This window comes from Kitasatospora humi, assembly GCF_020907985.1.
GTDB classification, from domain to species: domain Bacteria; phylum Actinomycetota; class Actinomycetes; order Streptomycetales; family Streptomycetaceae; genus Kitasatospora; species Kitasatospora humi.
Genome location: NZ_JAJJPA010000006.1, coordinates 176,624 through 189,023, shown reverse-complemented (window position 1 = coordinate 189,023; position 12,400 = coordinate 176,624). Strand labels below are relative to the sequence as shown.

At 73.1% G+C, this 12,400-nt stretch carries 14 protein-coding genes; 8 read left to right on the top strand and 6 right to left on the bottom strand.

The window, feature by feature from the left end:
- The first annotated feature begins 13 nt into the window (after window positions 1-13).
- Complete coding sequence (locus LN042_RS09025; protein ID WP_230050225.1) at window positions 14-1,546, top strand: ABC transporter substrate-binding protein; 1,533 nt, start codon at window positions 14-16, stop codon at window positions 1,544-1,546.
- 3 nt (window positions 1,547-1,549) lie between these two features.
- Here LN042_RS09025 and LN042_RS09020 read toward each other — a convergent pair whose 3' ends face one another.
- The 6 genes from LN042_RS09020 to LN042_RS08995 form a co-directional block, all read right to left on the bottom strand.
- Window positions 1,550-2,293, bottom strand: coding sequence for a MerR family transcriptional regulator (locus tag LN042_RS09020; RefSeq protein WP_230050224.1), 744 nt, complete (start codon window positions 2,291-2,293; stop codon window positions 1,550-1,552).
- Between the two features lie 64 nt (window positions 2,294-2,357).
- On the bottom strand, window positions 2,358-3,362 hold the full coding sequence (locus tag LN042_RS09015) for an isopenicillin N synthase family dioxygenase (RefSeq protein WP_230050223.1): 1,005 nt from the start codon (window positions 3,360-3,362) through the stop codon (window positions 2,358-2,360).
- 252 nt (window positions 3,363-3,614) lie between these two features.
- Entirely contained in the window at window positions 3,615-4,079 is a 465-nt protein-coding gene (locus tag LN042_RS09010; RefSeq protein WP_230050221.1) for a hypothetical protein, read from the bottom strand.
- 185 nt (window positions 4,080-4,264) lie between these two features.
- Window positions 4,265-4,633, bottom strand: coding sequence for a thioredoxin (gene trxA, locus LN042_RS09005; RefSeq protein WP_230050219.1), 369 nt, complete (start codon window positions 4,631-4,633; stop codon window positions 4,265-4,267).
- A gap of 28 nt (window positions 4,634-4,661) precedes the next feature.
- Complete coding sequence (locus tag LN042_RS09000; RefSeq protein WP_230050217.1) at window positions 4,662-6,089, bottom strand: dihydrolipoyl dehydrogenase family protein; 1,428 nt, start codon at window positions 6,087-6,089, stop codon at window positions 4,662-4,664.
- Between the two features lie 70 nt (window positions 6,090-6,159).
- Window positions 6,160-7,068: a lysylphosphatidylglycerol synthase transmembrane domain-containing protein gene (locus LN042_RS08995; RefSeq protein WP_230050215.1), complete on the bottom strand. Its 909-nt coding sequence runs from the start codon at window positions 7,066-7,068 to the stop codon at window positions 6,160-6,162.
- Between the two features lie 228 nt (window positions 7,069-7,296).
- Between LN042_RS08995 and LN042_RS08990 the strand changes: the two genes are divergently transcribed.
- The 7 genes from LN042_RS08990 to LN042_RS08960 all read left to right on the top strand — a co-directional run bounded on the left by LN042_RS08990 (window position 7,297) and on the right by LN042_RS08960 (window position 12,353).
- Complete coding sequence (locus tag LN042_RS08990) at window positions 7,297-7,959, top strand: hypothetical protein (RefSeq protein ID WP_230050213.1); 663 nt, start codon at window positions 7,297-7,299, stop codon at window positions 7,957-7,959.
- A gap of 143 nt (window positions 7,960-8,102) precedes the next feature.
- Window positions 8,103-8,915, top strand: coding sequence for a DsbA family protein (locus LN042_RS08985; RefSeq protein ID WP_230050211.1), 813 nt, complete (start codon window positions 8,103-8,105; stop codon window positions 8,913-8,915).
- Complete coding sequence (locus LN042_RS08980; protein WP_230050209.1) at window positions 8,912-9,493, top strand: vitamin K epoxide reductase family protein; 582 nt, start codon at window positions 8,912-8,914, stop codon at window positions 9,491-9,493. Before LN042_RS08985 ends, LN042_RS08980 begins: the two co-directional genes overlap by 4 nt.
- A 165-nt stretch (window positions 9,494-9,658) precedes the next feature.
- Complete coding sequence (locus tag LN042_RS08975; protein ID WP_230050207.1) at window positions 9,659-10,357, top strand: DUF4232 domain-containing protein; 699 nt, start codon at window positions 9,659-9,661, stop codon at window positions 10,355-10,357.
- 108 nt (window positions 10,358-10,465) lie between these two features.
- A complete protein-coding gene (locus tag LN042_RS08970) occupies window positions 10,466-11,023 on the top strand; it encodes a hypothetical protein (RefSeq protein ID WP_230050205.1) in 558 nt (185 codons plus the stop codon).
- 50 nt (window positions 11,024-11,073) lie between these two features.
- A complete protein-coding gene (locus LN042_RS08965) occupies window positions 11,074-11,613 on the top strand; it encodes a sigma-70 family RNA polymerase sigma factor (RefSeq protein WP_372495697.1) in 540 nt (179 codons plus the stop codon).
- A complete protein-coding gene (locus LN042_RS08960) occupies window positions 11,610-12,353 on the top strand; it encodes a zf-HC2 domain-containing protein (protein WP_230050201.1) in 744 nt (247 codons plus the stop codon). The genes LN042_RS08965 and LN042_RS08960 overlap by 4 nt, the downstream gene beginning before the upstream one ends.
- Window positions 12,354-12,400: the final 47 nt, after the last annotated feature.

Below are 12,400 nucleotides of genomic sequence, written 5' to 3'. Positions count from 1 at the left end.
GAGGTCCACCGCGATGACCCCGCTCTCCTCGAACGACCTCACCGAGCCGGAGCCCTGGGACCCGCCGAAGCCCTGGTGGCTGCGGCGCACCGGGATCACGGCGATGGCGGCGGCGCTCGCCCTGGTCGGCACCGGGCTCTACTTCGGGCTGCGCCCGGCGAGCACCAGCTGCGGCGACGGGGTGGCCAGGCGCGGCGCGGACCACGAGTGCGTAGGACTGACCGACGGGAGCCACGACTTCACCTTCTCCCCCGACCTGAAGACGGTCATCGGGAAGATCGCCACGGAGGACCACGCGGTCACGACCGGCAGCACCCCCTGGGTCAGCGTGGTCTACCTGCTGCCGATGGTCCCGAGCGCGGACGGCACCAGCACCGCCGACTCGATCCGGCACGAGATCGAGGGCGCCTACATCGCCCAGTACCTCGCCAACCAGCGGAACACCAACGGCGACGCACCGAAGATCCGGCTGCTGCTGGCGAACCCCGGCTACGACAAGGAGCAGCGGGACTACGCCCTGGCGCAGATCGAGGCGCACCGCGCCCGGGACCGCATCGTCGCGGTGGCGGGGCTGGGCACCAGCACCACGAACACCCGGGACACCATCGACCGGATCACGGGTGACGGCCTGGCCGCCTTCGGATCGGTGATCACCGCGGACGGCCTCACCCCGACGCACGGCCTGGTCCGGGTGGCACCGCCCAACTCCGACGAGGCGGCCGCCGCCGCGGCCTTCCTGCAGTCGTACTTCAAGGACCAGCCGGCCGCGAAGGTGCAGCTGGTCAGGGACGCGGTGCAGGGCGATCTCTACAGCGGCTCGCTCGCCGACCAGTTCACCAAGAGCTACCACGCGCAACTGCTGCCGCACGACATGGTCTTCGACTCCGGTGAGAAGGACGTCTCCACCAACTTCGCCAACCAGATGGCCGGCCTGTGCCAGAACCGTCCGGCCGCGGTGTTCTTCGCGGGCCGCGGCATCGACCTGCCCCAGTTCCTCGGGCCGCTCTCGCAACGCCAGTGCGTCGACCAGCAGTTGATCGTGATCGCGGGTGACGACGCGTCGCAGGTGACGCAGTCGGCGGGCCGCGACGAGGTGGAGAAGGCGCTGCGCCTGGGCAACATCCGGCTGCTGTACACCGGTCTGGCGCACCCGGACGCCTGGAAGCTGGCGCCGCGGGTCTTCTCGCCCGCGGCCATCGAGCCGTTCACCGCCGGGGGCGAGTACACCCGCCAGTTCGCGAACGAGGAACTCTTCGACGGCCAGGCCATCATGGGCCACGACGGGGTGCTGGCGGCCGTGGTGGCGATCCGGGCCGCCGTCTCCGCCAGCACCCCGCCCGACCAGGTCACCGGCTCCAGCGTCATCCAGATGCTGACCGCCCTCTACGGCCCGACCGCGATCGAGGGGGCCAGCGGCCTGATCTCGCTGGACAACGACGGCAATCCGATGAACAAGGCGATACCGATCGTCGAGTTCAAGCCGAACGGTCAGGTCGTCGCGGTCGACGTGTCGTCCAGCACCGGCCGGCCGCCGCAGGCGCAGTAGGCCTCAGCCCTCGCCGCCGCGGGCCGAGCTTTCGGCCAGCGCCTCGGCCAGCGAGCGGTGGAAGGCCGTCACCAGCGCCTGGGCGAGCAGCGGTTCGACCTCGGCGGTGAGTTCGCGCATCCGGTCGAGTTCGGCCGGGTCCGACTCCCGTTCGCGCAGCGGCTTCCAGACCGTCTCGCGGAACAACCGGTGCAGTTCGCGGGCGGTGGCCTGGCTGTGCAGCCGGACCAGGGCCCGGGTGGCCATGATGGTCTCCAGCGGTATCGGCAGGTCCAGCACCCGGGCGCCGAGCGGCAGCAGGCCGGGGTCGACCCGGAACACCTCGGGCCGGTCGGTGCGGTGCAGGGCGCCCATCGCCACCAGCCGGTCGAGGTCGTCGCCGCTCAACCGCCGGCCGACCCGCTGCGAGAGCCGCTCGGCATCGGCCTCCTCGGCCGACTCCGGGGTCCACGCGGCCACCAGGGCGCGGTGGATGGCCAGGTCCAAGGAGCTGATGTCCTTGGGTAGTTGGGCCAGGTAGCGCTCGATCGCGGCGAGCGTGAGGCCCTGCCGCTGCAGTTCCTCGATCAGCTCCAGGCGGTCCAGGTGCGCGGCGCCGTACCAGCCGACCCGGCGCGGTCCGAGCTCCGGCGGCGGGAGCAGCCCGCGACCGCTGTAGAACCGCAGGGTGCGCACCGTGACCCCGGCGCGGGCGGCGAGTTCGTCAACGGTGAGCCGAAGCGGCGCGGTCGGCGGGGTCGCGGGCATCAACGCTCCTGGTGGGACAGTCCTGCTGTGACACTAGCAGTGCCGTCCCACCAGAGGTCCGGGATCAGGCGTGCGCGTAGTACCGCTCGGCGACCTCGGGGTGGGCGCGGCGGTACCCCTTCAACTCGTTCTCGCCGAACTCGGCGAAGAGCGGGTTGGCCGGGTCCTCGGTGGCGCCCGGGGCGGTGTGGGCGTGCGGGAACTCCAGCGGGGCGATGTGGGCGTCCAGGCGCGGGTTGTAGAAGAACGGCACCGAGTAGCGCTCGCGGGCACCGGGCGGGCTGACCACGCGGTGGTTGGTGGCCTTCAGGTAGCCGTCGGTGGCGACCTCCAGCAGCTCGCCGAGGTTGACCACGAAGGCGCCGGGCTTCGGCGGCACGTCCAGGAAGCCGCCGTCCGGCATCTCCACCTGGAGGCCGGGCACCTCGTCGGTGAGCAGCAGGGTCAGGAAGCCGTAGTCCTTGTGGGTGCCGACGCCCTGGCCGTCGCCGTCGGGGGCGCTGCCGGGGTAGCGGACCAGCTTGAGGTGGTGCGCCGGGTGACCGGCGAAGGCGCTGTCGTAGAAGTCCGGGCGGGCGCCGATCGCGGTGAGCAGCTCGCGCAGCAGCCGGGCGGCCACCTGGTCGAGGCGGTCGATCCAGTGCAGGGCGGCGGTGCGCAGCTCGGGCAGCCGCGCCGGCCACTGGTTGGGGCCTTCCAGCCACCAGTAGGCGGGCTCGCCGGGGGCGGGCCGGTGCTCCGGCAGCTCGGTGCCGATGTCCAGCTGGTCGCGCCAGTCGCTGCGACCGCCGGTGCGCTCGGCGCCTATTCGGGTGTAGCCGCGGAAGTGCGGGGAGTTGAGGTTGCTGATGGCCAGCCGGTCGGCCTCGGGGAGGGTGAAGAAGGCGCGCATCGCCTCGGTCAGCCGGGTGGTCTCCTCCTCGGTGACGCCGTGGCCGACCAGGTGGAAGAAGCCCACCTCGGTGGCGGCGTGCAGCAGGTCCGCATGCAGTGCGGCCCGCTGCTCGGGGGTTCCGGAGGCGGCGGCGAGGTCGATGACGGGGAGGGCGTTGCTGTGCTGCTGCGACATGGGGTGGCATCCGCTCGGGGTCGGCCCGGCGGCTCCGGCGGTGGCCGGGCCGGTCGGGGACGCTGCGGAGATGGTGCGGCGCCCCCGGAGCCGGGGTCCTGGACTGGGAATGGTCAGGGTCGGTGCGAGCAGTGACAGGACATGCTCGTGACGCGGAGCAGGTCCACATGACGGCGACTGACGAGGAGGAGCACGTTCACCACACTAGGCAAGGCAGGACATAGGGAAGCTTGTGACCCGTACAAGATACGCTTATACGGGCGCGTTCTCCAGGTCGCTGATGACGAGATCTGACAGCCGCAGCTGGTACCACATCTCGATGGTGGAGCCGTCCTCGAACTTCTCGGTGAGGATCACGGTGGTGTGCCCGGCGCCGCTGCCGCCGTACTCGAGCGTCCAGGTGACCGGCACGTTCCGGGCCCGGATGACCGGGTCGTCGTCGTGGGTGCCGGCCCACTCGTCGAGCCTCCCGTTGAGCCCCGGGGTCAGGTACAGGTGGCGGACCCGCCTCGCGCCCCCGAAGTTGCCGTTGAGGATGTCCCGCCGGTACAGCGCGAAGAAGGTGTCGACCTGCTGCTCGGCCGGGGTCAGGGCATGCTGCCGGGCGGCTGCCGACGGGCGGTCCGGCTGCCCGGCGGCGAGCGCCGGCGCCGGCGCCAGCAGGGTGGACACGGTCAGCGCGAGGGCCGCCGTGGCGGCGGTGCGAAGTGGCTTCATGCGCACCAGTTTGCGAGCGACCGGTCACACTCCGCAGGCGGCGCGCTGCCTCACACCGAAAGTCGGCCGAATCGACTTCCGAGGCAGGGGCCCGGCCTCAGCTGCGGGGGCAAGGCCCAATCGCCGGAGCCAGGCCCAGTCGAAGGGCCCCGGCTCGGTCGCGGGGCCCCGACCGGAGGTCCGGCTCAGTTGTTGCCCGGCTCCGCGGCGATCTTGCTGCGCACCTCGTCCATGTCCAGCGACTTGGCCTGCTGGATCAAGTCCTCCAGCACCGGCGCCGGCAGCGCCCCGGGCTGGGCGAAGACCAGCACGTTCTCACGGATGATCGCCAGGGTCGGGATCGAGGAGATGCCGAAGGCCGCGGCCAGCTCGGTCTGGGCCTCGGTGTCCACCTTGCCGAAGACCAAGTCCGAATGGGTCTCGGCGGCCTGCTCGTACACCGGAGCGAACTGCTTGCACGGTCCGCACCAGGACGCCCAGAAGTCGATCAGCACGAACGAATCCTCGTTCACGACCTGGTCGAAGTTGTCCTTGGTGAGTTCCACGGTAGTCATGGTGTGCCCAACCAGGCCGCTGCCGCCGCTATTCCGCGTCCCGGTGGGTCTCCAGCAGCCGCAGCCAGATCTCGCTGACCGTCGGATACGCCGGCACCGCGTGCCACAGCCGCGCGATCGGCACCTGGCCGACCACGGCGACGGTCGCCGCCTGCAGCAGGTCACCGACGCCCGGGCCCGCGAAGGTGGCCCCGAGCAGCACGCCGCGGTCCCGGTCCACCACCATCCGGGCGCGGCCCCGGTAGTCGTCGGCGGTCAGCGCGGCGCCCGCCACGTTGGCCAGGTCGTAGTCGACCACCTGGACCGGGTGCCCGGCCCGCCGCGCCTCCGCCTCGGTCAGTCCGACCGCCGCCACCTCCGGGTCGGTGAAGACCACCTGCGGCACCGCAGCGTGGTCCGCGGTCGCCGCGTGCGCGCCCCACGGCCCGGTGTCCACCGGCCGGCCCAGCGCCCGCGCGGCGATCGCGGCCCCCGCGATCCGCCCCTGGTACTTGCCCTGGTGGGTCAGCAGCGCCCGGTGGTTGACGTCACCGGCGGCATAGAGCCAGCCGCCCGGCACACCCGCCACCCGGCAGCTGTCGTCCACGTCCAGCCAGTCGCCGTCCCGCAGGCCGACACTGGCCAGGCCCAGGTGATCGGTGCGCGGCGCCCGCCCGGTCGCGAACAGCACCTCCTCGGCGGGCAGCCGCCCACCGTCCGACAGCTCCACCGTCACCTGCGGCCCGTCCCGGCGCACCGCCCGCACCCCGGTGCCGAACCGCACGTCCACCCCGGCGGCCCGCAGCCCGGCCGTCACCAGCTCGCCCGCGAACGGCTCCATCCGGGGCAGCAGCCCCGAGCCGCGCACCAGCAGCGTCACCGCCGACCCCAGCGCCCGCCAGGCGGTGGCCATCTCCACCCCGACCACCCCGCCGCCGACCACCACCAGATGGGCCGGCACCGTGCGCGAGCTGGTCGCCTCCCGGCTGGTCCACGGCCGGGCCTCGGCCACCCCCGGCAGCTCCGGCACCGCCGCCCGGCTACCGGTGCACACCGCCACGGCGTGCCGCGCCGTCAGGGTCAGCTCGCCGCCCTCCAGGGTGCGCACCAGCACCCGGCGCTCGCCGTCCAGCCGCCCCCAGCCGCGGATCAGCTCCGCGCCGATCCCCTCCAGCCAGGCGACCTGGCCCTCGTCCTTCCAGTGCGAGGCGAAGCCGTCCCGGCGGGCCAGCACCGCCGCCGCGTCCAGTGCGCCGCCGGCCGCCTCCCGGGAGCCGGCCACCGCCCGGGCCGCGGTCAGCGCGGCGGGCGGGCGCAGCAGCGCCTTGCTCGGCATGCACGCCCAGTAGGAGCACTCGCCGCCGACCAGCTCACGCTCGATCACCGCGGTGCTCAGCCCCGCCGCCCGGGTGCGGTCCGCCAGGTTCTCGCCGGTCGGTCCGGCGCCCAGCACGATCACGTCGTACTCGGTGGTCATCCGATGCTCCCCACGGGATGGTTGACGTACTGACGCCCCCATCCTCGGGCAGCCGGAGCTTGACGGGTAGTCAGAGAGCCTTGTGTCGCTGCAGCAGTCCGAAGGCCAGCCAGCCCGGCAGCACCGGCAGCAGCACGGTGATCAGGCGGAACAGCACCACCGCGTTGAGGTTCCCCTCACCGGTGGTCTCCGCCAGCAGCGCGGTGGTGGCCAGCTCCACGCCGCCCACGCCGGCCGGCGTGGGCACCGCCGAGCCGAGCGCGTTGCCCAGCAGGAACGCCACCGCGACCGCCGCGAACTTCGGATGGCCCCCGCACGCCCGGACGCAGCAGTACAGCGTCCAGACGTAGGTGAGCGAGATCATCAGCTGGCCGAGCATCCCGACCGCCAGGTGCCCCGGGTGCCGGGCCAGCTGCCGCAGCCGGCCCAGCGAGCCCTCGGTCAGCGGGACCACCTTGCGCAGCGCCCACCGGCGCAGCGCGGGCGACACCAGCAGGGCCAGCGCGAGCAGCACCAGCACCGCCAGGCAAGCCATGATCGTCCAGCCCAGCACGGTGTCGTCGCCGGACGAGGTCGGGTCCGGTCGGAAACCGGTGAGCCAGAGGAAGAAGGCGAGCTGGCCCAGGTGCAGCCCCAGCCCGATCAGCTGGCCCGCGCCGACGCTGGAGGCGGCCGGCCCGGGCGCTATGCCGGCACGCAGCAGCAACCGGGTGTTCAGCGCCATCCCGCCGAAGCCGCCCGGTGCCACCAGCTTCACGAAGGAGCCGGCCAGCTGCGCCAGCCCGGCTCTCGCGAAACCTATCCGCTCCGGCACGAAGCCCAGGAAGCCCATGGTCGCGGCCAGGTAGCTGGCGGCCATGCCCGACACGGCCAGGGCCGTCCACCCCGGGTCGACGCCCTCCACCAGGTGGATCGGGTCGACTGAGGAGTGCGCGCCCTCCAGGTAGAGCATGACGGCGAAGACCAGCACTCCGGCCACGGTGATCATCGTCCGTGGGCGGAGCCAGGCCGGCCTGCGAACCGTCTGCGTCTGCGGTGTCCCCCTTGTCACCGATGCATGGTTTCACGGAGGTAACAGCGTGCGCTTACTTCTCAGGTATGACTTGCGGTTGGCCCCGAGGGGTACCTGGGGTGGATTCCGATGCCCCGGGGGTCGACTCCGACGCCTCACGCCGCCCTTACCCGGAGGCGTGACATACTCCGGTCCGTGACCACCTGCCTGACCACCCGGACGCTGCGCGCGCTGCTCTTCGCCGCGCTGGCCGTTCCGCTGGCCGCGGCCGGGCAGGTAGTGGTCACCGGGCGCCCGCTGCCGCTGGACCTGCTGGCCGGCGCCGCCGTCGTGGTGTTCGGCGCCGCACTGTTCGCGGCCGGTGCCGAGCGGGGCTTCCTGCAGATAGCGGCCCTGCTGCTGCCGGTCGAGCTGCTCCTCAACACCACCTTCAACCTGGGCCAGGACACCTGCGCCCCGCCACCCGGTGCCGCACCACGCGGACCGTCCCACGGCCTCGACCTGATGGTCTGCGGCGGCGGCTCGGTCGGCGGCGGCACCGACGGCTTCCTCGACCTGGCGCCGGCTGTGCTGGAGCTGCTGCTGCTGGCCGTGCACGTCACGGTCACCCTGGTCGCCGCGCTCTGCCTGCGGCTGGCCGACGCCGCGCTGGTGCGACTGCCCGAGCTGATCGGCGCGCTGGCCCGGCTCGCGCCCGGCGCGCTGCGGGCCCTGCTGCTGCTCGCCCCGCTGCCGGCCCGCCCGGCCCCGGGCGCGCCGCTGCCGGAACCGCGGCCGGAGCACGCCCCGACCGAGGACCTCCCGCTCTCCCCGTCCCGTCGCCGCGGCCCGCCGGCGTCGTTCGCGCTCGCCTGCTGACTCCCGCCCCCCGCGGAGCCCTGCCACCTGCGGGGCCCTGCCGCGGCTGCGGTGAGCCGCGGGCGTGCGCTGCCGACATCCCGACATCCGCAGCGAACCAGCGCCGGCGTGCCGCAAGGCCCGGCGCGGACTGGACACCCCCCATGAGCAGCACCGCCAAGAAGAAGCCCACCAACGCCGAGCAGCAGGCCGCCCGCCGGGAGCGGCTGCAGCAGGCCATGCTCGCCGAGCAGCGGGCCCAGCGGACCCGCCGCCGGGTGACCATAGGCATCTCCAGCGCGCTCGCCCTGCTGCTGGTCGGCGGCGTGGCGATCGCCGTCGGCAGCGCCGGCTCCTCGCACTCCGCGTCGTCCCCGGCCGCGAGCAGCGCCCCGCTGGTCACCCCCGCCAACACCAGCGGCGACGGCACCGTGGTGACCTACGGCAAGCCGGACGCCGCGCACACCCTGGCCGTCTACGAGGACTTCCGCTGCCCGATCTGCGAGAAGTTCGAGACCACCAACGGCGCGACCGTGCAGCAGCTGGCCGACAACGGCGACTACAAGATCGACTACCACATGGCCGCCTTCCTGGACGACAACCTGGGCGGCAAGGGCTCGATCACCGCGCTGGCCGCGGCCGGTGCGGCGCTCAACCAGAGCGTGGACGACTTCAAGAAGTTCCACGACGTGCTCTACGCGAACCAGCCGAACGAGCGCACCGACGGCTTCGGCGACGTCAACACCATCCTCGACCTGGCGGGCAAGGTGCCGGGCCTGAAGACGGACGCCTTCACGGCAGCGGTCAAGAACGGCACCTACCTGCCGTGGGCGCAGAAGGTGGCCGCCGCCTTCGACAGCAGCGGCGTCAACGGCACCCCGACCATGAAGTTCGACGGCAAGCAGCTGACCCTGTTCGACTCCAAGGGCACCCCGGTCAGCGCCGACCAGTTCAAGCAGCAGGTCGGCGCGAAGTGACCAGGGCCTACGGCTGGCTGCTGGCGGTGGCCGGGACCCTGGGCCTGGCCGCCTCCGCCGAACTCACCCTGGACAAGCTCCGGCTGCTGGAGAACCCGAACTACGTCCCCGGCTGCAACATCAACCCGATCATCAGCTGCGGATCGGTGATGCGGACCGAGCAGGCCTCGGTGTTCGGGTTCCCCAACCCGCTGCTCGGGCTGGTCGCCTTCGCCGTGGTGCTGGCCACCGCGGCTGGGCTGCTGGCCGGGGCGCGCCACCGGCGCTGGTACTGGCTGGGCCTGCAGGCGGGCACGCTGCTCGGCGTGGTGATGGTGCACTGGCTGATCGGGCAGTCGCTCTACTCGATCGGCGCGCTCTGCCCGTACTGCATGGTGGTGTGGGTGGTGACCATCCTGCTGTTCTGGTACACCACACTGGCCAACCTGCGCACCGGAGTCATTCCGGTGCCGGACCGACTGCGGCCGGTGGTGCGGGAGTTGGACCGCTACCACTGGGTGGTGCCGGTGCTCTGGTACGGGGTGATCGCGCTCCTGGTGCTCAACCGGTTCTGGTACTACTGGCGCACCCTGCTCTGACGGCGGGCCGGCGGTGAACCGTGCGCATCCGGCGGGCCGTGGTCCGAGTGCCGGTGCCCGCGTCAATTCGTCATGGAATTGCGCGGGTTCGGCAACAGGCCCGTCCCGACGGGAGTGCGAACCGCGGCCCAGGGCATCTGGGCCAGTGTGGGAAGGAGCACCGCCATGTCCTTGACGTCGTCACCCAAGCTCATCGCCGTCGCCCTGCTGGCCGGGCTGGCACTGACCGCCTGCTCGTCCTCGGGCTCCTCGGGCTCGACGAACCCGTCGGGCTCCGGCGCCCCGTCGACCGCCGCGTCGGCCGGAGCCGGCGGCTCGTCCGCACCGGGCGGCGGCGCCGCCCAGGCACCGCCGACGGAATCCCGGCCGACCCGGTCCGGCGGCTCGGCGGAGCCCGAACCGTCGAGCCCGGCCACCGGCGGCGGCAGCCCGGTGGCGGCCGGCGGTCAGCAGTGCACCAGTGCGCAGCTGACCGTCGCGCAGACCGGCGAGAACGCCGGCGCGGGCCAGCTGGGCTTCACCATCACGTTCACCAACACCGCCGACCTGCCGTGCACCATGGACGGCTACCCGGGCGTCTCCTACGAGGCCGCGGCAGGGCAGCCCACCGGCGCCCCGGCAGCACGCAGTGGCGCCCCGCACCACACCGTGACGCTGGCCCCGCACGGCACGGCCGGCGCCACCTTCCAGGACGCCAACGGCCTCAGCGGCTACGACCCCGGGACCTGCCGGCTCACCGACGCCACCGGCCTCAAGATCTACCCGCCGGGCGAGCGCACCGCGCTCTTCCTGCCCTGGAAGACCCAGCACTGCACCGGAACGGGGGTGCACCCGGCCACCATCGGCCCGGTCACCCAGGGATGACCCGGGCGAGCCGGGAATGCTCCGGGTGTGGTTGAACGCGACCCGGGGTACGCGCGTACCCCAGGGTGGAGCGGCTGGGCAGCCGCCACGCACGGACGGAGCTTTCTCATGTCCACCATCCGCCGGGTCGGGATGCTGGCGGCCTCCGGGGTCGCCGTCCTCGCCTTCGCCACCGCCTGCGGTTCCAGCGGGCACAGCAGCACCATGCCGTCGCCGAGCGGGCCCAGCAGCACCGCGCCCATGACGCCGGCGCCCAGCCAGTCGGCGACCACCGTCAAGGTGACCGACAACGGCAGCCTGGGCCGGATCCTCACCGACTCCAACGGCTTCACCCTCTACCGCTTCGACACCGACACCAACAACCCGCCCACCTCCAACTGCAGCACCGGCTGCATCGAGACCTGGCCGGCCGCCACCGTCACCGGCCGGCCGACCGCCACCGGGGTGGACGCATCGCAGCTGTCCACCATCACCCGGCCCGACGGCACCAAGCAGCTGACCTTCCACGGCTGGCCGCTCTACCGCTACTCCGGTGACAGCAAGGCCGGTCAGACCAACGGACAGGGCATCGGCGGCACCTGGTGGGCCGTGACGCCGAGCGGCGGCAAGGCGATGGCGGCCTCCAGCAGCCCGACCGCACCGCCCAGCACCGGCGGCGGATACTGACGGGCCGTCAGGAACGCTGAATTGAGGCCGACATGCGCCAGGACGGGCTCATGACCGAAGAGCGCGGGCAGGCCCCCGGGGGCCGCACCGACGAGGAGCTGATGCGGGCCCTCTACCGGGAGCACGCCGGCCCGCTGCTCGGCTTCGTGATCCACCTGGTCGGCGGCGACCGGCAGCGGGCCGAGGACGTGGTGCAGGAGACCCTGGTCCGGGCCTGGCGGCACGCGGACCAGTTGGAGACGGCGACCGGATCGGTGCGGCCCTGGCTGGTCACGGTGGCGCGGCGGATCGTCATCGACAACCACCGGCGCAGCCTGGCCCGGCCGCCCGAGACCGACGCGGCGCCGCTCGAACTGATCCCGGCCGAGGACGAGATCGACCGGGCGCTACGGATGATGGCGATCACCGATGCGCTGGGCGCGCTCACCCCGGCGCACCGCGAGGTGATCGTGGAGACCTACCTGAAGGGCCGCTCGGTCGCCGAGGCGGCGGCCGAACTCGGCATCCCGGAAGGTACCGTGAAGTCGCGGGTGTACTACGCACTGCGGTCCCTGCGGATCGCACTGGAGGAACGAGGGGTGACGTCGTGACCGAGTCCCGGTTCCCCACGGACCCCATCGGCCCGGACGACCCCCACCTGGACGTCGGCGCCTATGTGCTCGGCCTGCTGGACGGCGCCGACCGGGCCGCCTTCGAGGCGCACCTGGCCGACTGCCCGCGCTGCCGGGCGGAGGCGGCGCGCCTGGAAGGACTGCAGCCGCTGCTCGCCGAGTACGCGGCCGGCGGCGCGGAGCCCGTGGAGCCGAGCGCGCGGCTGCTGGACGGGCTGCTCGACGAGGTCGCGTCCCGCCGCCGGCGGCAGAACGTGCGGCGGCGCTGGCTGGTCGCCGTGGCGGCCGCCCTGGTGCTCGGCGGCCCCGCCGTGACCGCGGCGGTGATGGAGACGGCGGTGGTCACCAGCACCGCCGCGCCGTCCGGTCCCTCGCCCACCGCGCCCGCCACCGGGCCCACCGCCACCAGCAGCGCCACCGGCCCCGGCGGGGCCGTCGCCACCGTGGGCGTGGCCCCCAGCGCCTGGGGCAGCACGATCTCCCTGACCCTCTCCGGCGTGACCGGACCGCGCACCTGCGACCTGGTCGCCGTGTCCGAGTACGGCGCCCAGCAGACCGTCACCACCTGGACCGTCCCGGCGAGCGGCTACGGCGGTGCCGCCCCGCAGCTCCACATGACGGGCGGCACCGGCTACGCACCCGGTGACCTGTCCCACTTCGAGGTGCGGGACCTGGTGACCGGGCAGCTCCTGGTCTCCGTCCCCGCACCGGCGAGGTGACGGCTCGTCAGTCAGTGGCATCGCCACGACCACCCGGGGCCCGGCTG